This window comes from Janthinobacterium foliorum (assembly GCF_978021625.1).
Window position 1 is genome coordinate 419,755 of the sequence record NZ_CDXDQE010000003.1, and the last position, 21,413, is coordinate 441,167.

Consider the following 21,413-nt stretch of genomic DNA (forward strand, 5'->3'; position numbering starts at 1 on the left):
CCAACATAGGAGTAAACCACATGGCTCACATATCCACCCTGCAAAGCCTGATCGCCGGCCGCTGGCTGGGCGAAAGCGCCGCCGTGCCCCTGCATAGCGCCTTGAACAACCGCGTCATCTATCACACGCATGCGGAAAAGATCGACTTCGACGAAGCCGTCACGTATGCGCGCAAGACGGGCGTGCCGGGGCTGATGGCGCTCGACTTCCAGCAGCGCGCCGCGCGCCTGAAGGCGCTGGCCCTGTACCTGGTCGAGCGCAAGGAAGAACTGTATGCGATCTCGCACCTGTCGGGCGCCACGCGCGCCGACAGCTGGGTCGATATCGAAGGCGGCACGGGCACCCTGTTCGCCTACGCCAGCATGGGCAGCAACGAGCTGCCATCGTCCAACGTGCTGCACGAAGGCCCGGCCATCGCGCTGGGCAAGAAGGGCGGCTTCGCCGGCACGCACATCCTGGTGCCGCGCGGCGGCCTGGCCGTGCACATCAACGCCTTCAACTTCCCCATCTGGGGCTTGCTGGAAAAATTCGCCCCGAGCTTCCTGGCGGCCATGCCCTGCATCGCCAAGCCGGCCACGGCGACGAGCTATCTGACGCAGGCCGTGGTGCGCATGATGCACGAATCGGGCTTGCTGCCGGCCGGCAGCCTGCAATTGGTGATCGGCTCCACGGGCGACTTGCTGGACCGCCTGAATGGCCAGGACTTCGTTACCTTCACGGGATCGGCCGCCACGGCCGCCAAGCTGCGCACGAATCCGAACCTGATCGCCCAGTCCGTGCCGTTCAACGGCGAAGCCGATTCGCTCAACTGCGCCATCCTGGCGCCGGACGTCACGCCCGACGACGTGGAATTCGACCTGTTCGTCAAGGAAGTCGTGCGCGAGATGACGGGCAAGTCGGGCCAGAAGTGCACGGCCATCCGCCGCATCATCGTGCCCGAGCACCTGATGGATGCCGTCGGCACGCGCCTGCGCGAACGCCTGGCCAAGGTGGTGGTGGGCGATCCGTCCATCGAGGGCGTGCGCATGGGCGCGCTGGCCTCGAAGGAGCAGCAGAATGACGTGGCCGAGCGTGTCGCCACCCTGTCGCAGGGGAACGAGGTGGTGTTCGGCGCGGCCGACGGCTTCAACCCGCTGGGCGATGGGGCGCAGGATGGCAGCTTCTTCTCGCCGACCCTGCTGCTGTGCCGCGACGCGTTTGGCAACGACGCCGTGCATGACGTGGAAGCGTTCGGCCCCGTCAGCACCATGATGGGCTATAACGATATCGACGAGGCGCTGGCCCTGGCCGCGCGCGGCAAGGGCAGCCTGGTGAGCACCCTGGTGACGCGCGATCCGAAGATCGCCGCGCGCGTGGTGCCGCAAGTGGCGGCCACGCATGGCCGCGTGCACGTGCTCGAACGCGTGGCGTCCGTCGATTCGACGGGCCATGGCTCGCCCCTGCCGCAGCTGAAGCACGGCGGCCCTGGCCGCGCGGGCGGCGGCGAAGAGCTGGGCGGCGTGCGCGCCGTGCGCCACTACCTGCAACGGGCGGCCGTGCAAGGCTCGCCCACCATGCTGGCGGCCATCACGGGCGAATACGTGCGCGGCGCGGACGTCAACGAAAGCCCGATCCACCCGTTCCGCAAGCATTTCGAGGATTTGAAGACGGGCGACTCGCTGCTGACGCACCGCCGCACCGTCAGCGAAGCGGACATCGTCGCCTTCGGCGGCATCTCGGGCGATTTCTTTTACATGCACTTCGACGAAATCGCCGCCAAGGAATCGCAGTTCGGCAAGCGCATCGCCCACGGCTACTTCGTGCTGTCGGCTGCCGCCGGCCTGTTCGTCTCGCCCGGCGTCGGTCCCGTGCTGGCCAACTATGGCCTGGACAACCTGCGCTTCGTCGCGCCCGTCGCCATCGGCGACACCATCCGCGCGCGCCTGACGTGCAAGCGCAAGGTCGACCGCAACCGCAAGGACGTGTTTGGCGTGGGCCAGGGCGTGGTCGCGTGGGACGTGCAGGTGACGAACCAGAACGAGGAGCTGGTGGCCAGCTATGACATCCTGACCCTCGTTTCCAAGCGCGAGTAAGGCACACTGGCAGGACAGGCTTGACCGGCGCCGCCTGCGATGTACGCGTGGGCGGCGCATTTTTTTTGGAGAGACAGCATGAGCAAGGCAGACGAACAACCTTCCCTCGCCGCGCAGGCGCAGCTGGGCCTGAGCGCCAGCGATGCCGTGGCGGCCATCGCCAACGGCAGCCTGGGTGCGGCCGACTACATGCGCATCTTGCTGGCGCAGGCGCGCGCGCAAGCCGGCTTGAACAGCCTGATCACCTTGAATGCGGATGCCGCGCTGGCCGCCGCCGCGCGTGTCGATGCGGCGCGCGCGGCGGGCCAGCCTTTGCCGCCGCTGGCGGGCTTGCCCATCGTCGTCAAGGATAATATCGACACGCATGGCATGCCGACGAGCGCCGGCACGCCGGCCCTGCGCGACTGGTATCCGCCGGCGAATGCGCCAGGCGTGCAGCGCCTGCTGGACGCTGGCGCCATCGTGCTTGGCAAGGCGAACCTGCACGAGCTGGCGTTTGGCGCCACCAGCACGAATTTTTCCAGTTTTGCCGGGCATGTCAAGAATCCGTATGACAGCGCGCGCATTCCGGGCGGTTCTTCCGGCGGCACGGCGGCGGCGATCGCCGCGCGCATCGCGCCGGCAGGCCTGGGCACGGATACGGGCGGCTCCACGCGCGTGCCGGCCGCCCTGTGCGGCATCGTGGGCTTGCGTCCGTCCGTGGGCGATGGCGGTGCAGAGCGGCGCTACGATTCCAGCGGCACGGTGCCCATCAGCCATACGCGTGATACGCTGGGCCCGATGGCGCGCACGGTGGCCGACGTGGCCCTGCTCGACAGCGTGCTGTCCGGCCGGAGCATGCCCTCGCCGGAGCCGCTGGCCGGCCTGCGCTTTGGCGTGCCGGCCGCTTTCTGGCAGCCGCTGGACGCCGACGTGGCAGCCGTAATGCGGCAGGCCAGGGAAACCCTGGCGCAGGCGGGCGTGGTGCTGGTCGAACTCGGCATGCAGGACGTGATGGAGGCGAACGGCAAGGTGTCGTTCCCGCTGGCGCTGCACGAGCCGCGCCAGGCGATTCCCGCCTACCTGGCCGCCGGCGGCGCGCAGCTCACGCTGGACGACATCGCCGCGCAGGTGGCCAGCCCTGACGTGCGGCATGCGTTTGGCGCCATCCTGGGCGATGCGTTTGGCGCGGCGTACCCCGACGCCCTGCTGGTGCAGCGGCCCCGCCTGCAGGCCTTGTACCGCGACTATTTTGCGCAGTACCGCCTGGATGCCATCTTTTTCCCCACCACGCCCGTGTGCGCCGTGGCCATCGACGCCGAGCATGGCTCGTCCACCATCGCGGTGGACGGCGGCGCCGCGGGCGATGCGTTCACCACCCTGATCCGTAACACGGACCCGGCCAGCAACGCGGGCATACCCGGCTTGTCGCTGCCGGCTGGCATGACGCCTGCCGGCTTGCCGGTGGGGATGGAGATCGACGGACCGCTGGGCAGCGACAGCCGCTTGCTGGCCATCGGCCTGTCGCTGGAAGCGCTGTTCGGCAGCTTGCCGGCACCGCAAGCCGTGCTCTGAAGAAAAAATGCAGGACTGGCGCGCCAGGCAGGGCGCCAGGGTTTCTTGTCCGTTGAATTGTCCATAAGTGTATGAAAAATATAGGCAAAGTGTGGTTTTGCACGGCGTGCTATTTAGATAAAACCCTCTAGAACGCGTGCTTTTTCCTTGAAAATCGGCGAAATCGCGCATTGCCACCAGAAAACTTTCCAAAGCAAAACCTTTTCTCTGTAGCATTGTTTTGCTCACTGGTCACACGCCATGCAGGCCCTGCGGGGCAATGGCGGCGCGAAAAAAACGGACCCGGCCTGTCACGGCCGGTGAACCTCCGACCTCGAGTCCCACTCCACGATTACTGTTCACCGTTACGGGTATTTAATTACTATGAATAAACACGTCCTGATTTTCATGCTGGCCATGCCCCTGGCCATCAGCCACGCGTATGCGGAAGAAGTCGATGGCCCCGCCATCAAGATCAGCGGATACGGCACGGCCGCGCTGACCGTGGCCGATACCGATGACGCGCAGTTTGCGCGCCCGAACCAGGCCAGCGGCGCCGGCCGCACGGCGCGCACGGGCGTCGATTCCAATCTGGGCCTGCAGGCAAATGTCACCGTCAATCCATGGCTGTCGGCCACCGTGCAGGGCCTGGCGCGCAAGGATGGCGAAAATGACTTCGGCGCCGAACTGGCGTGGGCCTTCGCCAAGGCCAAGGTGTCGGACAGCTTCAGCGTGCGCGTCGGCCGCATGGGCTTGCCCGTCTTCATGATTTCCGATTACCGCAACGTGGGTTATGCCAACACCATGCTGCGTCCGCCCGGCGAGATGTATTCGCAAGTGCCGCTGAACAGCATCGACGGCATCGACGGCACGTATCAGTTCAGCGCGGGCGACACCAGCGTCACGACGCAGCTGGCGCTGGGCCGCACCAAGGCCACCCTGGCCACGGGCCCCGATTCGACCGTGCACGTGGAAGGCAAGTCCATCGTCGCCCTCAACGTGGTGGCCGAGTACGGCCCCGTCACCGCGCGCTTCGGCCGTGCCGAGACCCGCCTGAGCATCGACGATTCGCCCAGCCTGAATACGCTGATGGGCGGCCTGCGCGCGGCCGGCAGCGGCTACAGGATCGCCCAGCTGGGCGCCCTGGCCGATGCGCTGGAAGTCAAGGACAAGAAGGCGTCATTTACTTCCGTGGGCCTGGGACTGGACTGGAACAATGTGCTGCTGCAGTCCGAATATGCGAAGCGCAAGACGGACAGCTATGTCAGCGACAGCACCTCGTGGTACGTGATGGGCGGCTACCGCATGGGCGCCTTCCTGCCCTACTACAGCCACGCCAGCCTGAAGGCCGATGGCCGCGTGCACAACACGGTGCCGGCCGCCTGCCCGGCGGGCTACCCCGCCGCCTGCACGCCGACCCTGCGCGCCCTGTCGGCCGGCGTCGACACCCTGGCCGCCACGCGCAACCAGCTGGAGCAGACGACGGACAGCATCGGCGTGCGCTGGGACTTCCACCGCTCGGCCGCGCTGAAAGTGCAGATCGACCGCATCAAGCCAAGGAATGGCCCGGGCCTGTTCGTGCAAGCCAAGCCGGGCTTCCAGGGGCCCGTCACGGTGGCCGCCGCCGCCATCGATTTTGTTTTCTAAGGAGCGCCGCATGAAACCCTTTATTTTTGTGGCTGCCGTGCTGGCCCTGTCGAGCGCCGTTCCCGCCATGGCCGAAGTGGTCGTGGTGGTCAACCCGAAGAGCGCCGCCGGCGCCATGACGAATGAACAGGTGGCGCAGCTCTTCCTCGGCAAATCGACGGCCATGACGCCGATCGACCAGCCGGAAAGCGCTCCCGTGCGCGCCGAGTTCTACAAGAAGGTGACGGACAAGGAACCGTCGCAGGCCAAGGCCCTGTGGTCCAAGCTGGTCTTCACGGGCAAGGCCACCTTGCCGAAAGAGGTGGCGAATAGCGCCGACGTGAAGAAGGCCGTGGCCGCCGATCCGAAGGCCATCGGCTATATCGAGAAGAGCGCCGTCGACGCCAGCGTCAAAGTGGTGCTGACGACGCCGTAATGCCACGCTGCCGTGCACATACTCATAACAATCAGGAGACAGCAATGAGCATCAAACGCAAGATCTGGGCGCTGCCTGTCGTCTCGGCCGTGATCTTCGGACTGGGCCTGGCCGTCAGCGCCTATCTGTCGACGGCCGCGCTCAATTCCATCCACGCCACGGAAAGCGCCGACTATCCCGTGCTCGACATGGCCAAGTCGCTGACGCTGGACGTGGCGGCCGTCGGCGACGCCTTGCGCGACGCCGTCAGCGAAGGCGACAAGGAACGCATCGCCCAGGTCGACGGCCAGGCCGTCAAGCTGCGCGCCCAGCTGGCCGCCTTCGCGGCCATTCCCGGCCAGCGCGAGCGCGGCGCGCGGCTGGCCAAGGCGTTCGACGGCTACTATGCGCCGGCCCTGGGCGCGGCGCGCATCATGCTGGAGATGGAAGAGGGCGATCCGCAAGCGACCGTGGCGCGCATGCAGGCTGCGCTGGCCGTGCTCAATGGCGACCTGGCGAAGACCAACGAGCAGGCGCAGACGCAGTTCAGGCAAGGCATCGAGCGCAGCGCGGCGAATGTGCGCAACGCGCTCAATACCAGCATCGCCGTGGCGCTGGCCGTCATCGTCTGCCTGGTGGCCGTGTCGCATTTCGTCGTGCGCGCCATCTGGCAGCAGCTGGGCGGCGAGCCTGAATACGCGCGCCAGATCGCGCGCGCCGTGGCCGATGGCGACCTCTCCATGCGGATCGTCACCGAGGCGGGCGACCAGGCCAGCCTGCTGGCGGCGTTGCAGGACATGCGCGGCAAGCTGGCCGGCATGGTGTCCGGCATCAAGGCGTCGGCCGAAACCATCCAGGTGGCCAGCGCGGAAATCGCCCAGGGCAATGCGGACCTGGCGGCGCGCACGGAATCGCAGGCGGGCAGCCTGGACCAGACGGCACGCAGCATGGACAGCCTGACTTCCACCGTGCGCGACAACGCGGCCAACGCGGGACAGGCGCACGAACTGGTGGTGTCGGCGTCGTCGGTGGCCGTGAAGGGCGGGCAAGTGGTCAGCCAGGTGGTGAGCACCATGGGCGAGATCAACGCTTCGTCAAAACGCATCGTCGACATCATCGGCGTCATCGACGGCATCGCTTTCCAGACGAATATCCTGGCCCTGAATGCGGCCGTGGAAGCGGCGCGCGCCGGCGAGCAGGGGCGCGGCTTTGCCGTGGTGGCGTCCGAAGTGCGCAGCCTGGCCCAGCGCAGCGCCGCCGCCGCGCGCGAGATCAAGCAGTTGATCGGCGACTCGGTGGCCAAGGTGAACGTGGGGTCGAAGCTGGTCGACGAGGCGGGGCTGACCATGGGCCAGATCGTCGATTCCGTGAAAAAGGTGGCCGACATCATGGCCGAGATCAGCGCCGCCAGCCAGGCGCAGAGCGCCGGCATTGGCGACATCGGCGTGGCCATCGGCAGCATGGACCGGATGACGCAGCAAAATTCCGCGCTGGTGGAGGAAGCGTCGGCGGCGGCCGAATCGCTGCAGGAGCAGGCCGTGCAGCTGGGCACGGCGCTGGCCGTGTTCAAGCTGGCGCAAGGCGGCGCTGTGTCGGATTACGCGCAGGGCGCTAATCCGACCTACCTGGCATTGCGGTGATACCAGCTTGACCTGCATGGCATGGCGTAGGTTGGATTAGCGCAGCGTAATCCAACACCTGGACTACGCCTGCAAGCCGAACGGGTCGTCGATGCTGTGCGCCGGCTGCGTGAACCAGCGCGGACCGTTTTCCGTCATGTAGAAATGGTCTTCGTGGCGGATGCCGAATTCGCCGGGGATGCAGATCATCGGCTCGTTCGAGAAGCACATGCCGACGTCCAGCGGCGTCGTGTCATTGCCGACCAGGTAAGGCCACTCGTGGATATCGAGGCCGATGCCGTGGCCCGTGCGGTGCGGCAGGCCGGGCAGCTTGTAGCCGGGGCCGAAGCCGTCCGACGCCAAAGAGACGCGGGCGGCGCGGTCCACGTCGCCGCAGGGCACGCCCAGTTGGGCGGCGGCAAACGCTGCGGCCTGCGCGGCCTTTTCGCTGTTCCACACGGAACGCTGGCGCTCGCTGATGGCGCCAAACACATAGGTGCGCGTGATGTCGGAAATGTAGTTCATTACCTGGCAGCCCGTGTCGATCAGCACCGTGTCGCCCGCCTTCAGGGGCTGCACGTAGTTGACGCCATGCGGATAGGCGGTCGCTTCGCCGAACAGCACGATGCAGAAATAGGAGCGGGGCGCGCCCACCTTGCGGTGCGCGCGCTGGATGAATTCTTCCACTTCCACCGTCGTGATGCCTTCATATAGCATGCTGGCCGTGGCCACGTGCACGGCCAGGGTCATGTCCATCACGCGCTGCATCAGGGCGATTTCCGCCGCGGACTTGCGGCTGCGGCAGTATGCCGTGACGGCGCGTGCGTTTTCCAGCGCGTAGCCGGGCGCCAGCGGCAAGATGCCGTCGTAGATGAAAAAGGCGGCGCTTTCGCAGATGCCCACGCGCGGCGGCGTGGCCGCATCCTGGGCGACTCCCATGCGCGCCAGCACGTCGACGAACAGCTGGTACGGGCTTTCATGCTCTTCCCAGCAATTGACCTTGCCTTCGATGAGCATGAAACCCGTCAGGGTGCTTTCCTCGAAGGCGGGCGCGATGTATTCGATATCGCCGCTGGCCGGCAGGATGGCGCCCACCATGCGCTCGCTGGCATACCATTTGGTGCCCGTGAAATAGGTGAGGTTGGCGCCCGCGTTCAGGTAGATCGCGGCGATACCCTGCTTGCGCATGTACGCCTGGGCCTTGCCGATGCGCTGCGCGTGTTCGTCCTTGCCGATGGCGACCATGCCGGACGTCATGTCCGACAGCGATGCCAATGCCTGTTCGATGGAAGTGCCACCTATGCTCATGCCTGCTCCTTGTTCGATGCGTGATGCCGATGCGTGTTGCGGAAAGCCGCATGATATCAGTTTGCGCCTTTCGGCTTGAGGCCGGGCGCCCCGCCGGCGGCATCGGGCGGTGCCAGCACCAGGTCGTGCGGATAGGTGAATTGCCAGTCCGCGTAGCGCTGCTTGCGGCGCAGGCTCGCGTCTTCATCGAGGAAGTTGTCCTGCTTGATGGGCAGCTGCGGCGACAGGGAATGGATGCCGACGATGCGTCCTTCCTGGCGCAGCAGTCCCCATTCGGCCTTGCCCGTGACGGGGTCCGCATACACGCGGCGCAGATGGCGCCGGGCGTTGGCAAAGCGCGGATCTTTCAGCAGTTCCTGCAGGGTCAGCGGATAGCGCGGACGGCCATCGGCTGGCGTGCTGTCATAGTAGCGCCCCAGCGCATTGCGGAATTCATGGCCGATGAACAGCAGCTCGCGCTCCCTGTCGCGCCGCGCGGCCGTGGCAAACAGTTCGCTGGCCACCACCAGGCCCACGCCCATGAAGGCCACCAGCAGCAGGGTCCAGACGTATGCAAATCCCCGCGCACGGCGTCGAAAACTAGAGCTGTTCAAACGGGATGCCCTCGCGCGTCTTGCCCTTGGCGCCGCTGCGCACGTCGGCCACGCCGCCGATTTCGCCATTCGGCGACGGCACCAGCTGCCACGTGGCGGACGACTCCGTGACGGGGTCCATGGGCACGCTGCGGAAATAATGATGGGTGACCAGGTCGGCCAGCGCGGCCGGATACTCGCCCTTGTCGGCATAATATTTGTCCAGGCCGCTCCTGAGCACCTGCAGGTTTTCCTTCAGGGCGACTTCCTTGGATTTTTCCACCGAGCCGAAATAGCGGGGTATGGCGATCGTCAGCAGCAGCGAGATGATCGCCAGCACCACCAGCAGTTCGACCAGGGTAAAACCGCGCCGCGGAGCCGTTGCATGCATGGCCGTCACCATTGATTGAGCGGCACGCCGTTCAGGCCCGCCTTGGTCGAGCGCGAGGCAACGTCGAACACGTCTTCGCCTTCGCTGGGATTGTCGGGCGGCGAGGCGTAGGCGCGCTTGTTCCAGCTGTCGGCCGCGCTGCCTTCTTCCCGTGGCTGGAACGGATCGCGCGGCAGGCGGCGCAGAAAATACATGTTCTGTTTCGACGGGCTGCGCTGGTCGGGCACGCCTTCGACCAGTTCATCGAGCTTCTTCGGATAGCCGGAAGCGCCCAGCGACAGCTTGATGCGGCCATTGTCCGAAGCCCGCTTGTAGGCATCAATGGCCTCGCGGATCTCGATCAGGGCACTGCGCAACTCGTGTTCCTTGGCCCTTTGCTGCGCCACCTGCGCCATCGGCACGGCCACCGTGGCCAGGGTGGCCATGATCGCCAGGGTGATCATCAGTTCGATGAAGGTGAAGCCGCGCGGTTTCATGGTCCGCTTCATTGGCCGCCCTTGACCGTGGCCGCCGGCGTGGCGCCTGTCTTGTCGCCGGCGGCAGGCGCTTCATCGCCGCCCGTCATGGGCGAGCCGGCGCGCGGCGGCGGCTGTTCTGGCGTGGCGACGGTGTCCGGCGCGCCGCCCACGCTGCCTCGGCCGCCCACGGCCGCCTCGGTGCCGGAATTGAATTCGGCCGTCATCAGGTCCGGGCGGCGGATGCTGCGCAGCAGGCGCGGCGTGATCGACAGCACGATCTCGCTGCGCATGGCGTCATCCTTCTGGCTGCCGAACAGCCGGTTCAGCACGGGCAGTTCGCCCACGCCGGGCACCTTGTTGGCCGTGCCCCGGTCCTCGTCGCTGATCAGGCCCGCCAGCACCTGCGTCTCGCCATCCTTCAGCCGCAGCACCGTGGAGGCGCTGCGCGTGCCGATCTGGTAAGCCTGCGTGCCCGTCTTGCTGATCACTTCCTTGACGACGTTCGACACTTCCAGGTTGATCTTGATGGCCACTTCGTCATCGAGATACACGTTCGGCTCGACGTCGAGCTTCAAGCCCACGTCGATGTAATTGACGCTGTCGGAACTGACGCCGTTGTTCGTCGTGACGGTAATCACGGGCACGCGGTCGCCGATGAGGATCTTGGCTTTTTCCTTGTTGCGCACGCGGATGCGCGGGTTGGCCAGGATATTGCTGTCGCTGTCGGTCTTGTTGGCGTTCAGGGTGACGCCGCCGATGCCCAGGTTGATATTCTCGCCATTGATGCGGCGCAGGTCGGCCACTTTCAGGCCGCCCAGGCCATTGGCGGCGGTACCGGCCAGTGTCAGACTGGCCTGGTCCGGCCAGCGGATGCCCAGTTCCATCAGGCGCGTGCGCTTGACTTCCAGCACTTCCACTTCCAGCATCACTTCCGGGTCGGCCAGGTCTTGCACGTTGATGATGCGCTCGGCCATGCGCACCATTTCCGGCGTATCGCGCAGCATGATGATGCCCAGGCGTTCGTCGGTGACGACATCCTTGGCCTTGAGCAGGGTCTTGATGGAAAACGCCACCGTCTTGACGTCCGCATTGGCGAGGAAAAAGGTGCGCACCACCAGCTGCTGGTAATCCTTCACCTTTTGCGGCGTGTTCGGGTAAATCGTGATGGACTTGTCGCTGGTGACGCTCTGCTCCAGCTGGTTCGCGCCGAGCAGCATGGCGATGGCTTCCTCGATGCTGGTGTCGCGCACGGAGATCGTGGCGCGCAGTGCGGGATCGACTTCCTTGTCGAAGACGAAGTTCAGCCCGGAGACCTTGCCGAGAAAATCAAACACGGAGCGCAGCGGCGCGTCGCGGAACTCCAGGGTGACGGGTTTGCGGTAGGCGGCTGCCAGCTTGCCGCCGGCGGGCCGGGTCCTGGCCTGTTCGTCGCCGATACGGCTTTTCAGGGCCAGCGCCTCGCGTTGCGCGGGGCGTTCCTGCAGCACCTGGCGCAAGGCTTCCTGTGCCTGCGCCACATTCGCGTCGCCGCCGCGCTGGTAGCTGGCCTGTGCTTCCTGCACCAGCTTGCGGTGGCGCTCGTCCTGCGCCACGCTGGCCAGGCCGCGCTGCGCCACGTCGTCGCTGGCGTCCAACGCCAGCGCTTGGCGGTACAGCGCTTGCGCTTCGGGTAAATTGCCTTGCTGGCGCAGCGCTTCCGCGCGGCCATTCAGGTTGTTCAGCGCGCGCATCTTGCCGTTGGTGACGGCGATGCGGTATTTGGCATTCGTCGGTTCGGCTTGCGCCGCCTGTTCCAGCAGGGCCAGCCCCTGCTGCGTGTGGCCAGCGCCCAGCATGGCCTGGCCATCGTTGTAGGCCTGGTTGCCGGCGCAGCCAGCCAGCAGGGACAGCATGGGCAGCAGGGTGAAGATCGTACGTGGTGCGCGTCGTTTCAATTGAGGTCCCCTACGGCGAGTGTCTGTTTCAGGTTGAGCGGCAGATAGGTAAATTGCAGGGAGCCCTGCACCACGCCGTCGAAGCGGTAGCGCTCTTCCAGGGTGTCGCCGGGCCGCGCCACCACGTTGCGTTCGCCCGCCTGCAGGAAGTAGGCGGCCTTGCCTTCGTCGACGAAGCGGCCGAGGAATTGAAAGGGCAGCGCAGGCGGCGCATTCGGGTCGATGGCGGCGACTGTGCGCGTGGCCTGGGCCGCCTGCTGGTCGAGCATGATTTTTTTCGGCGTCTCGGGCTGCCAGCTTTGCTTGGCGAACAGGGTGGCCGCTTCGTCATCGTCGAGTGCCCGGCGCCGATCGATGGCCAGCGGGGAACGGGGTGGCGCGGCAGTGGCCGCCGTGGCGATGGCTGGTGCCGGCACGCGCTCCACCTGGCGCGGCGTGGCCGTGGCCGGCCCAACGATGCTGCCTTCGTCCTCGGGCGCGAAGAGAGCGGCCAGCAGGGTCGCCACAGCGGCAGCCCCCAGTACGGCTTTTTTCATGATCGCACCTCGGGTTTTTTCACCAGCAGGATGAACTGGATGCGCGCGTCGATCTCGCCCGCCTCGATCTGTTCGCGCTTGAACAGCACGGAGTCGAGGGTCAGGGTGGGCAGCTCCTGCAGGGCGTCGACGACAAAGGCTTGCAGCTGCGCGTATTCGGCCTTCACGGGCAGGGTGATCTGGTAGCGCAAAAAGGCGGCATTGCCATCTTCCTGCGGCTTGTAGTCGGCCTTGGCGAGGGTGACCCCGCTTTTCTGCGCCACATCCAGCAAGGTTTTCAGCTGCTCGGGAATGCTGTCATGCGCGGGCAGGTAGGCGTGGAACGCGGCCAGGCTGTCGGCTTCCGCGTCGAGCGTGGCCGGTGCCAGCGGCAGCGCCGACTGTCTTGCCGCTGCCGCCAGTTGCGCCGTCAATTGCTGCTGGCGCGCCGCCAGCGCTTCGCCCTGCCGCACGGCGAAGGCGGCCAGCGCCAGGCAGGCCACGCCGATGGCGCAAGGCCAGCCCAGCTTGCGCCACAGGCGCTGCGCCTCCCATCGCAGGCGCGGCGGCAGGCGCAGCTGCCAACGCGGACGCGCCGCGCGCGCGTGGGCTGTCAACACGGGTTTTACTGCCGCCATTGCGCCTCCAGCTGAAAACGGTAGGGATGTTGAGGGATGCTGGCGTCCGCGTTGCTGCTCATCTCGTGCTTGAGCAGATACACGGCGCTGAACATGGGCTGCTGGTTCAGGAAGGCCAGGTAGTTGAGCATGTCCTGCGGCGTTTCCGCTTCGGCGGCGATTTTGAGGGCGCTGGCGCCATCCTGTCCCTGCTGCGCATTCAGGTCCAGCCCCAGCAGGGCCACGCGCACGTCGCGCGGCGCCTGCACAGTCCTGATCAGGCGCGTGACGGGCAGGTTGAGCTGCCGCACGGCGATGGCCACCTGTTTCAGTTCGATGTCGCGTTCGCGCTGCTGGCTGGCGGACAGGGGCGCGCGCACGGGATGCGCGGGCTGCAGCTGCGCCAGTTGCGCTTCCAGGCGCCGCGTTTCCTGCACCTGCACCAGCCAGTACACGGCGGCCGGCAGCAGGAGCAATGCCCCGGCCAGGCACAGGGCCAGGCGCCAGCCGGAAAAAGTTTGCGCCGCACTGGCGGGCAGGAAATGGAAGCGGCTCAGGCCCATGCGGCCTCCTGCATCAAGTGGGCAGGGCTGCTCACGGGCATGGGCTGGAAGCGCGCCGGCAGATCCGCCTGCGGCACGCCGCTCAAGTCCAGCAGCGCCACCTGTTCGATGGCGTCGAGCTGCGGCGCGCGCAGGTTCCAGCGCCGCCAGGCCCGCTCCAGTTCATCGCCCCAGGCCGTGTCGCAGGACTGGCTGTGCAGCGCCGTGATGCGCCCGCCGCTGCTGGTCGCCAGCAGCAGCCGGCCCGCTTCCACCAGGGCGAAGGCGGCCGGCTTGCCGCCGGCGATGCTGCGCCATGCCGGTCCCACGATGGGTTCGATGGACAGGCAGCGCCGGCCATGCGTGCCTGCCGCCTCCTGCACGCCCTGCAGCAGGGCCGCATCGATGCCGCAGGCCAGGCGCGGCTGGCCATACGGCGCGTCGTCGGCGGCCAGGCGCCAGGCGCGCGCGCTGTCGCCATGCACGGCGCCGAACTGGCTGTGCAGAAAGCGCTGCGCGCTGGCGGTGTCGAGCAGGGCGCCGCTCCACGGCACCATCAGCATGGCGCACCAGCGGCTGGCCAGGCTGACGGCCAGCGGCAGCTTCTTGCCGCCATCCTGTTCCAGCCAGCCGCGCAAGGCGGCCAGCGCCACTTCCCAGCTGGCGCCGGGATTCAGGATGGGCACGTGAAAAGCGCTGTCCGCGACGGGACGGCCGGCGCGGCGCTGCACGCCGTGGAGCGCCTGCGGCGCCAGGTGCAGGCACAGGGTATGGTCAATAAGTGACACGATTGAGCTCCGCTAGAGTGGTTTCGCCGCGCCGCACCAGGTCCAGGCCCGCGTCGCGCGCCAGGCGGAAGCCGTTGCGCGCCGCTTCTTCCTTCATCTGGCTCAGGGGCGCGCGCGTGCAGATCAATTCGCGCATCGCGTCGCTGAGCATCAGCACTTCGGCGACGGCCTTGCGGCCCTTGTAGCCGGTGCCGCGGCAATGGCCGCAGCCCTTGCCGGCCATGAACTGCCAGTCCTGCACCTGGTGCAGGGCCAGGCCGCTGTCGCGCAGCTGCTGCGCATCGGCCAGCACCTCGGCGCTGGCATCGACGGCGCAATGGGCGCAGTTGAGACGCAGCAGGCGCTGCGCCACGATGCCGTTCAGTGCCGCGGTGAAGCTGTAGGCGTCCACGCCCATGTGCAGGAAGCGGCCCACCACGTCGAAGACGTTATTCGCATGCACGGTGGTAAACACCAGGTGGCCCGTGAGCGCCGCCTGCACGGCGATCTGCGCCGTTTCGTCGTCGCGGATTTCGCCGATCATGATCTTGTCGGGATCGTGGCGCAGGATGGAGCGCAGGCCGCGCGCGAACGTCAGCCCCTTCTTTTCATTGACGGGAATCTGCAGCACGCGCGGCAGCCGGTATTCGACGGGGTCTTCGATGGTGACGATCTTGTCGCGTCCGGTATTGATTTCCGTGATGGCCGCGTACAGGGTGGTGGTCTTGCCGGAACCGGTGGGGCCCGTCACCAGCAGCATGCCGTGCGGCTTGGCCGCCAGGCGGCGGATCTGCTCGATGGCGTCTTCGTTCAAACCCAGGCTTTCCAGGCGCAGCGCCTGTGCCGCCTCCGTCAGCGCGCGCCGGTCCAGCAGGCGCAGCACGGCGTCCTCGCCAAAGATGTTCGGCATGATGGAAACGCGGAAATCGATCTCCGCGCCTTTTACGCGCACCTTGAAGCGGCCGTCCTGCGGGATGCGCCGCTCGGCGATGTCGAGGTCCGCCATGACCTTGATGCGCGAGATAATCTGTTCGGCCATCGGCAAGCCCTGCACCTGGCCCGCCTGCACCAGCACGCCGTCGACGCGGTACTTGATGACCAGGCTGGCCAAGTCGCATTCGAGGTGGATGTCGCTGGCCTGGAATTTCAGCGCGTCGTAGATGGTGGAATTCACCAGTTTCACCACTGGGCTGCTGTCTTCGCTGATGCGGATGAGCGAGATGTCCTCGATGCTCTGGTCCAGTCCAGGCATATCATCACCGTGCTGCATTTCCTGCATCGCCTGCTGCACGCTTTCCTGCTGCTGCAGGTAGGCGGCCAGGTCGTCCGGGTGCGCCAGCGCCACCGTGAAGGGCGTGCGCAGGGCGAAGTCGGCCCATTGCAGCAAGTCTTCGCTGAACGGATTGCCGATGACCAGCACGGGCGGCGCGCCGGCAAGCTCCGGCTGCAGCAGCACGCAGTCGCGCTGGGCGCAATCCGTGTAGGGCAGCAGGCCAAAGGCGGGCAGGCTGGCCTGCAGCGCGGCCATCGTCCACGCCGGATAGCGGAACAGGGCGGCCAGCTGGCGCACGAAGACGTCGGCCGGCAGGGCCGCCGTTTCCTGCAGCACGGCCATTTGCGGGCGGCCTTGCGCCAGCGCGCTGGCGTGGGCCTGGCGCAGCATGGCCGCATCGAGCACGCTGCGCTCTTCCTCGCGCGCGTTCATGGTAAACCCGTCACGATAAGCTCCCGGCCAGTTCAAAGATCGGCATGTACATCAGCACCACCACGCCGCCGATGACGACGCCGATGATGGTCATCAGCAGCGGTTCGAGCAGGCGCGAGGCCCAGTCGACCCAGCGGGCGAATTCCTCGTCGTGGAATTTGGCCGAGCGTTCCAGCATGTCGCCCAGGCGGCCCGTGTTTTCGCCCACTTTCAGCAGCGATTGCGCCACCGGCGTGGCCATGCCGGCCTGCTCCAGCGCGGTGGAAAATGGCATGCCTTCCTGCACCGCGCGGCGCGCCTGCGCCAGCTGCTCCTGTTGCGCCGGCAGCAGCATGGGCGCGACCATGGCCAGCGCCTTGTGCAGCGGAATGCCGGCATGCAGCAGCAGGCTGAGAGCCCGGTAGAAGCGGGCCAGGCGGAATTCGGCCGCCTTCTCCGCCAGCACGGGCAGGCGCAGGAGGCGCAGCACCATGGCCTGGCGCGCGCCGGCATTGCCCACGCCGTACAGCACGGCGGCTACCACGCCCGCCAGGGCGCTGGCGCACAGCAGCGGATGGGCGGCCAGGGTCTGGCCAAAGCCCAGCAGCATTTGCGACATCCAGGGAATGTCGCGGCCCGAGCTTTCGTAGACGACGCTGAACTTCGGCACCACGTAGCCGAGCAGGAAGAGGGTCACCAGGCCGCCGACGACAAGCAGCATGCACGGATAGATGGCGGCCGAAATGAGTTTCTTGCGGATGGCGTCGAACTGCAGCTGGTAGCCGACGAAGCGGGCCAGCGCCTCGGGCAGGTTGCCCGAGCGTTCGGCCGCGTGCACGGTGGCGATATAAATATCGGGGAAGATGTCGGGGAAGTCGGCCAGCGTATCGGAAAAGCTCTGGCCTTGCTGCAGGGTGAGCACGATGGCGGCAAGTGTCGCCTTGGCGCCCGCGCGCGTTTCCTTGTTGTGCAGGGTGGCCATCGCCTCGCCCAGGTTCAGGCCCGCTTCGAGCAGGGCCAGCAGCTCCTGGCTGAATTGCAGCAGGGGCAGGCCCTGCTTGCCCGGGCGGAGCACGGCGCCCGCGTCCGGCGCGGCGCCGTCGTCGACGGCCAGCACGCGCCAGCCGCCGCGCACGGCCGCGCGGATCGCCTCGGCCTCGCTGGCAGCATCGATGGCCAGCGCCTGGCTGCCCGCCGGGCCCTGTACCTGGAGGTGGAACTGCATGGCCGCGTCAGGCGAGCATGGCGATGGACGTGAGCATGGCGTGGCGGATAGAGGGGACGGCGCGTGCGGACAAGGTCGAAGTAGGCATCGGTCAGGAACAATCCAAAAAAAAAGTTCAATTCGTCGCGGGTACCGGCAGCAAGGTGCAATCACTGCCTCAGGGTAGACTGGAATTGCCAGAAAATCAATCGTGCCGTGTGGCGTGTGCGGGCAAGCCCTTGCAGCGAAGGCTTGCCCGCGTGCTTACATGCTTACTGCGTGATCAGGCTGACCTTGTCGATCACGAACGAGGTTTGCAGCGACGCATCCTCGGTGGCGGCAAACGAGATCTGCACGGTCTGGCCCTTGTAGGCGATCAGGTCGAACGTGCGGATCTGGTAGCCGGCCGCCTTGTTCGCGTTCGAGTAGGTGGCCAGGGTGCCCAGCACGGTGCCGGCGCTGTTCTTCACGGTGACCACCAGCTTGTCGTAGGCGGTCGTGCCGGTTTCGGCCGTGTCGATGTGCAGCGCAAACGTCAGGCTGGCCGAGGTGGCGGCGGCCGGAATGGCCACGCTTTGCGTCAGCGATTCGCTGGCCGTGGTGCCATTGCCGCCCAGCCAGGCGTACTGCGTGCCTTCATACGCAACCTGGCCCGTGAAGGTGCCGATGGCGCCCGTGGTGCCGCTCCAGCCCGTGGCGCCGGCTTCGAAGCCGCCGTTCGTCACGCGCTCGGTGGCCGAACTGGTGCCCACCGTCAGGGTGGCATTGTTCGACGTAGCCGTCACGGCAGGCGACGAGGAATCCGTCACCGTGGCCTTGAAGACGGCGCCGCTGTCGGCCGCCACGGTGGTGAAGCTGTAGGTCGGCGAGGTGGCACCGCTGATCACGGCGCCGTTGCGGAACCACTTGTAGGTGTACGGCGCCGTGCCGCCGCCCGCACCGACGGCGAACGAGGCGGTGGCGCCCGGTGCGACGGTGATGCTGGCCGGCTGGCTGGTGATGGTGACCGCGCCGCCCGTCGTCGATTCATCGACGTCGGTGCCCACGTTGATGGCCGCATAGGCGCGCTTGACGGCCGTCGCCTCGGCGCTGCCCACGCCATACAGTTCCTCGGCTGCCTGCAGCACCTTGTTGCGCGCATCGGCGTAGTTGGTCGACGAGGTGAACTTGGTGGTGGCGGCCTTGAACCAGATGCGGTAGGCCTTGTCGCTGCCGATGCCGGTCATGGCCAGCGGGCTTTTGTTCAGGTAGGAGCTGTAGTAGTCGCTGCTGGACGTGGCATTCGAGCCTTGCGACAGGAAGTAGAACATGCGGTTGTTCGGGCCGCTGCTGTAGTGGACGTCCAGGTTCTTGATGGTGCTGCTCCACGCATTCGGGCTGCTGCCATCCTTGCTGGGCTTGTACAGCCAGCGCAGCGGCTGGCCATTCTTGGCGATTTCCTTGCCCGTCATCCAATCGTTGCCCGTGTTGGGAATCGTGGTGCCCGTGCCGCCGGCGCGCGCATACGCTTCCACCATTTCACCGGCGATGTCGGAGCTCGATTCATTCAGGCCGCCCGATTCCTGCGAGTAGATCAGGCCCGAGGTGGCGTCCGTGATGCCGTGGCCCATTTCGTGGCCGATCACGTCGATGGAGCCCAGGTTGTTGAACGAGCTGCCGCCGTCGCCGATGTACATGCACTTGCAGTTGCTGTCGTAGTAGGCGTTGTCATACGCCGTGTTGACGTGGGCGGCGATGTGGGTGGCCGTGTTGTTGCCGTCCAGGCTGGACCAGCCCAGCACATTCTTGTGCGTGTCGTAGGTGTTCATCAGGCCCCACATGGCGTTCACGGCCGCCGTCTGGCCATTCGCATTGGTGGTGCTGCCGCCGCTGATGTATTGCTGGCCGTCGCCCCAGGTATTGCTGGTGCTGCTGTACACGCTGCCCGAGCTGGTGCCGTGGTTGGCGTTGGTGATGGCCATGCCGCCGAAGCTGCCGCCCGTGCCGCGGCTGGGGTCCTTCATGGTGTAGGTGCTGCCGGTGAGCGTGGTGTTCAGCGGTACCTGGCCGTTGTACTGGCTGTTGCCGATGCCGGCCACGGTTTTCAGGGCTTTCCATTGGCGCAGGATGCGACCGTCCTTGGCGCTGACGACGGTGTCGTAGTACACGGGCTTGTTGCCGCTGATCATGCGCGTCTGTACCAGGTAGGCCAGCTCGTAATGGTCGACGACATCCTGCACGTCGAGGGCGTTCAGGGACGCTTCCGATTTGTTTTCGGCGCCGGCCACGCGCACGGTTTTCATGACGGGGTAGATCAGCAGCTGCGCCTGCGGCGGCACGTGGTCGACGGCCCGCACGCCGATGTTGTCCACGGCGGCGGCGATGGCGGCGGCCGCGCTGATGGCGGGCGTGGTGTCGATATCGGTGGTGGCGCTGCGGGTGACGGAGTTGACGCCGCCGCTGCCGAGGCCGGAGGCGCGGTCCGAGACCGATTCGCTGACGATGTCGCCGGCGCTGTTGCTGACCACGACCGTCTCGGAGCCGAAGACGGGCAAGCCCTTGTAGGTGTGCTGCACGCGGCTGACGCGCGTGCCGCTGACGCCCGGATGCTGGGCGCCGACGGTAAAGCCATGCTCGGCGTTCAGGCCACGGCTGCGCGCCTGCGCCGCCAGTTTGTTGACCAGGCTGGCGGTCTCTTGTGGCGACGCCAGGCTGACCGGGGCGGCCATCAGGGTTTGTGGCAGCGGCGTGGCGGCACCGGCGGTGGTGGCCATCAGCGGCAGGGCGGCGATGGATGCGGCAACTATCGTCAAACGTAAATTCATTTCTGCTCCATGGTATCGGTTAGGAAAATGGTGAATGAGCTGGCCGCGATTGTCTGATGGCCACCCCGGCGCGTCTGGCGGCGGGCGGATAGCCTGCCGTTTTGGTGATGGATGACGCCGGGTAGAGCGACACTAAACTTGTCGATATCGCCATGTCAAAATTTTCAAGAAATGGGTCAGGTTGCCCTTTTTTGTTAAGAATTGAACATTTCTCCGGGATTTATGACGCGAACGTTTGATCTGCCGCAAGCCATAACTTTTGTTTTGGACTACTCCCTCTACTTGGCCGTTCTGCTCGCAAAACACTGTTGCATTTTTTAAATGTTGCGATCTACACTAGGTCTGCGCGTTGTCCCCAGTGGGCCACGCGACAACAAAAAAAGCGCACGCGGCAATGACCGCGTTCATGCAGCGCATCGGGAAGAAAAATCAGGAGTCTCACATGACGTCAGTACTGTTCTCTGCTGTTGGTTTCAGCCACTTTCCCTCTGGAGCGGCGCTGATGCTGCATCCGCCTTCCTAGCCGCCATCGCCCGGATCTTCCCCGCAAGGGGCTTTTTTCAAGGTGTCCGGCCGCGCCGCCAGGCGTGGCCGTGGGCGCAGTGCGTCTCTTTTTTCAGGAAGGGTTGCCGGCTCCTGGTGCGTGCACCGGAATCACCGGCCCACAGAACTATGCTTTCGATAGCGACTAAAGTGGAACAGATCGTCATGGAGTCGGCCTTTCTCAGCGAGGGCCTGGGACGCGGCTTGCTCAACCTGTCGGAGCTGGCGCGCCAGTTGCAGCCGCAGCTGCAGACCGACATGTGGAAGCCCGTGGGCCAGGCCGCCGTGGTGATGGCCTTGCGCCGCCTGGCGGAGCGGATGCCGCAGCACAAGAGCGGCGAGATCGTGCTGGCGCACCGCGCGGGGGAACTGTCCACGCGCAGCGAGCTGATGGTGTTTACCTACCGCTATTCAGACCAGACCTATGCCTGCCAGCGGCAGCTGCTGGCGCTGGCCGCGCCGCAGCGGGGCACCTTCATCACCATCACGCGCGGCGTCAACGAAGTGATGGTGATCTGCAGCCGCAGCCTGCATGCGCTGGTGGACGAAGTCTTCGGCAGCGAGCAGGAACTGGCGCGCCTGGAGCGCGTGACGGCCGTGACCTTGCACCTGGCGCCCGAAACCTGCTACACGCCCGGCGTGTACCACGCCATCCTGCGGCGCCTGGCGTGGGACCGCATCAACCTGATCAACATCATCTGCACCTACACGGAGCTGACCTTGCTGCTGGAGGCGTCGCAGACGGGGGCGGCGTTTTCCGTGCTGTCGAAAATCGTCGCGCAATGAAAAACGCCCCGCTGCATCGCTGC

At 66.2% G+C, this 21,413-nt stretch carries 18 protein-coding genes; 6 read left to right on the forward strand and 12 right to left on the reverse strand.

Annotation, left to right across the window (positions count from 1 at the left end; translation table 11 throughout):
- Window positions 1-20 precede the first annotated feature (20 nt).
- The 5 genes from paaZ to ACZ92H_RS09390 all read left to right on the forward strand — a co-directional run bounded on the left by paaZ (window position 21) and on the right by ACZ92H_RS09390 (window position 7,286).
- Window positions 21-2,072, forward strand: coding sequence for a phenylacetic acid degradation bifunctional protein PaaZ (paaZ, locus tag ACZ92H_RS09370; protein ID WP_092796534.1), 2,052 nt, complete (start codon window positions 21-23; stop codon window positions 2,070-2,072).
- A gap of 78 nt (window positions 2,073-2,150) precedes the next feature.
- Window positions 2,151-3,626: an indoleacetamide hydrolase gene (iaaH, locus tag ACZ92H_RS09375; RefSeq protein WP_465049115.1), complete on the forward strand. Its 1,476-nt coding sequence runs from the start codon at window positions 2,151-2,153 to the stop codon at window positions 3,624-3,626.
- A 363-nt stretch (window positions 3,627-3,989) separates the two neighbouring features.
- Window positions 3,990-5,252, forward strand: a complete 1,263-nt coding sequence (locus ACZ92H_RS09380) for a hypothetical protein (RefSeq protein WP_465049116.1) — start codon at window positions 3,990-3,992, stop codon at window positions 5,250-5,252.
- Window positions 5,253-5,262: 10 nt separating this feature from the next.
- Window positions 5,263-5,667: a type 2 periplasmic-binding domain-containing protein gene (locus tag ACZ92H_RS09385; RefSeq protein ID WP_465049117.1), complete on the forward strand. Its 405-nt coding sequence runs from the start codon at window positions 5,263-5,265 to the stop codon at window positions 5,665-5,667.
- Between the two features lie 44 nt (window positions 5,668-5,711).
- Window positions 5,712-7,286: a methyl-accepting chemotaxis protein gene (locus ACZ92H_RS09390; RefSeq protein WP_465049118.1), complete on the forward strand. Its 1,575-nt coding sequence runs from the start codon at window positions 5,712-5,714 to the stop codon at window positions 7,284-7,286.
- 63 nt (window positions 7,287-7,349) lie between these two features.
- Here the strand turns inward: ACZ92H_RS09390 and ACZ92H_RS09395 are convergent, their stop codons facing one another.
- The 12 genes from ACZ92H_RS09395 to ACZ92H_RS09450 all read right to left on the reverse strand — a co-directional run bounded on the left by ACZ92H_RS09395 (window position 7,350) and on the right by ACZ92H_RS09450 (window position 20,061).
- Complete coding sequence (locus ACZ92H_RS09395) at window positions 7,350-8,573, reverse strand: M24 family metallopeptidase (RefSeq protein ID WP_465049119.1); 1,224 nt, start codon at window positions 8,571-8,573, stop codon at window positions 7,350-7,352.
- 56 nt (window positions 8,574-8,629) lie between these two features.
- Window positions 8,630-9,166 (reverse strand): type II secretion system protein, encoded by a 537-nt coding sequence (locus tag ACZ92H_RS09400; RefSeq protein ID WP_465049122.1) that lies wholly within the window; start codon window positions 9,164-9,166, stop codon window positions 8,630-8,632.
- Window positions 9,153-9,536, reverse strand: coding sequence for a type IV pilin protein (locus ACZ92H_RS09405; RefSeq protein WP_465049123.1), 384 nt, complete (start codon window positions 9,534-9,536; stop codon window positions 9,153-9,155). Before ACZ92H_RS09405 ends, ACZ92H_RS09400 begins: the two co-directional genes overlap by 14 nt.
- A 5-nt stretch (window positions 9,537-9,541) precedes the next feature.
- Entirely contained in the window at window positions 9,542-10,012 is a 471-nt protein-coding gene (locus ACZ92H_RS09410) for a type II secretion system protein (protein WP_290603125.1), read from the reverse strand.
- A gap of 8 nt (window positions 10,013-10,020) precedes the next feature.
- A complete protein-coding gene (locus ACZ92H_RS09415) occupies window positions 10,021-11,928 on the reverse strand; it encodes a secretin GspD/PilQ domain-containing protein (protein WP_465049124.1) in 1,908 nt (635 codons plus the stop codon).
- A complete protein-coding gene (locus ACZ92H_RS09420; protein WP_465049125.1) occupies window positions 11,925-12,464 on the reverse strand; it encodes a hypothetical protein in 540 nt (179 codons plus the stop codon). The genes ACZ92H_RS09415 and ACZ92H_RS09420 overlap by 4 nt, the downstream gene beginning before the upstream one ends.
- Window positions 12,461-13,081: a type 4a pilus biogenesis protein PilO gene (gene pilO / locus ACZ92H_RS09425; RefSeq protein WP_465049126.1), complete on the reverse strand. Its 621-nt coding sequence runs from the start codon at window positions 13,079-13,081 to the stop codon at window positions 12,461-12,463. Before pilO ends, ACZ92H_RS09420 begins: the two co-directional genes overlap by 4 nt.
- On the reverse strand, window positions 13,069-13,623 hold the full coding sequence (locus ACZ92H_RS09430; protein ID WP_465049128.1) for a hypothetical protein: 555 nt from the start codon (window positions 13,621-13,623) through the stop codon (window positions 13,069-13,071). The genes pilO and ACZ92H_RS09430 overlap by 13 nt, the downstream gene beginning before the upstream one ends.
- Window positions 13,614-14,390, reverse strand: coding sequence for a hypothetical protein (locus tag ACZ92H_RS09435; protein WP_465049129.1), 777 nt, complete (start codon window positions 14,388-14,390; stop codon window positions 13,614-13,616). The genes ACZ92H_RS09430 and ACZ92H_RS09435 overlap by 10 nt, the downstream gene beginning before the upstream one ends.
- Complete coding sequence (locus ACZ92H_RS09440; RefSeq protein ID WP_465049130.1) at window positions 14,377-16,074, reverse strand: GspE/PulE family protein; 1,698 nt, start codon at window positions 16,072-16,074, stop codon at window positions 14,377-14,379. The genes ACZ92H_RS09435 and ACZ92H_RS09440 overlap by 14 nt, the downstream gene beginning before the upstream one ends.
- Window positions 16,075-16,084: 10 nt before the next feature.
- Window positions 16,085-17,278 carry a type II secretion system F family protein gene (locus ACZ92H_RS09445; RefSeq protein ID WP_465049131.1) on the reverse strand — a complete coding sequence of 398 codons (1,194 nt, stop codon included), beginning with the start codon at window positions 17,276-17,278 and terminating at the stop codon, window positions 16,085-16,087.
- 251 nt (window positions 17,279-17,529) lie between these two features.
- Window positions 17,530-20,061: a M4 family metallopeptidase gene (locus ACZ92H_RS09450; protein WP_465049132.1), complete on the reverse strand. Its 2,532-nt coding sequence runs from the start codon at window positions 20,059-20,061 to the stop codon at window positions 17,530-17,532.
- A gap of 693 nt (window positions 20,062-20,754) precedes the next feature.
- Here ACZ92H_RS09450 and ACZ92H_RS09455 point away from each other — a divergent pair.
- Window positions 20,755-21,390 carry a hypothetical protein gene (locus tag ACZ92H_RS09455; RefSeq protein ID WP_465049133.1) on the forward strand — a complete coding sequence of 212 codons (636 nt, stop codon included), beginning with the start codon at window positions 20,755-20,757 and terminating at the stop codon, window positions 21,388-21,390.
- Window positions 21,391-21,413: the final 23 nt, after the last annotated feature.

Bases quoted from the DNA above. Each gene is read 5' to 3' on its own strand.
- paaZ (WP_092796534.1), top strand. From the start codon at position 21: ATGGCTCACATATCCACCCTGCAAAGCCTGATCGCCGGCCGCTGGCTG.
- iaaH (WP_465049115.1), top strand. From the start codon at position 2,151: ATGAGCAAGGCAGACGAACAACCTTCCCTCGCCGCGCAGGCGCAGCTG.
- ACZ92H_RS09380 (WP_465049116.1), top strand. From the start codon at position 3,990: ATGAATAAACACGTCCTGATTTTCATGCTGGCCATGCCCCTGGCCATC.
- ACZ92H_RS09385 (WP_465049117.1), top strand. From the start codon at position 5,263: ATGAAACCCTTTATTTTTGTGGCTGCCGTGCTGGCCCTGTCGAGCGCC.
- ACZ92H_RS09390 (WP_465049118.1), top strand. From the start codon at position 5,712: ATGAGCATCAAACGCAAGATCTGGGCGCTGCCTGTCGTCTCGGCCGTG.
- ACZ92H_RS09395 (WP_465049119.1), bottom strand. From the start codon at position 8,573: ATGAGCATAGGTGGCACTTCCATCGAACAGGCATTGGCATCGCTGTCG.
- ACZ92H_RS09405 (WP_465049123.1), bottom strand. From the start codon at position 9,536: ATGCATGCAACGGCTCCGCGGCGCGGTTTTACCCTGGTCGAACTGCTG.
- ACZ92H_RS09410 (WP_290603125.1), bottom strand. From the start codon at position 10,012: ATGAAACCGCGCGGCTTCACCTTCATCGAACTGATGATCACCCTGGCG.
- ACZ92H_RS09420 (WP_465049125.1), bottom strand. From the start codon at position 12,464: ATGAAAAAAGCCGTACTGGGGGCTGCCGCTGTGGCGACCCTGCTGGCC.
- pilO (WP_465049126.1), bottom strand. From the start codon at position 13,081: ATGGCGGCAGTAAAACCCGTGTTGACAGCCCACGCGCGCGCGGCGCGT.
- ACZ92H_RS09430 (WP_465049128.1), bottom strand. From the start codon at position 13,623: ATGGGCCTGAGCCGCTTCCATTTCCTGCCCGCCAGTGCGGCGCAAACT.
- ACZ92H_RS09440 (WP_465049130.1), bottom strand. From the start codon at position 16,074: ATGAACGCGCGCGAGGAAGAGCGCAGCGTGCTCGATGCGGCCATGCTG.
- ACZ92H_RS09445 (WP_465049131.1), bottom strand. From the start codon at position 17,278: ATGCAGTTCCACCTCCAGGTACAGGGCCCGGCGGGCAGCCAGGCGCTG.
- ACZ92H_RS09450 (WP_465049132.1), bottom strand. From the start codon at position 20,061: ATGAATTTACGTTTGACGATAGTTGCCGCATCCATCGCCGCCCTGCCG.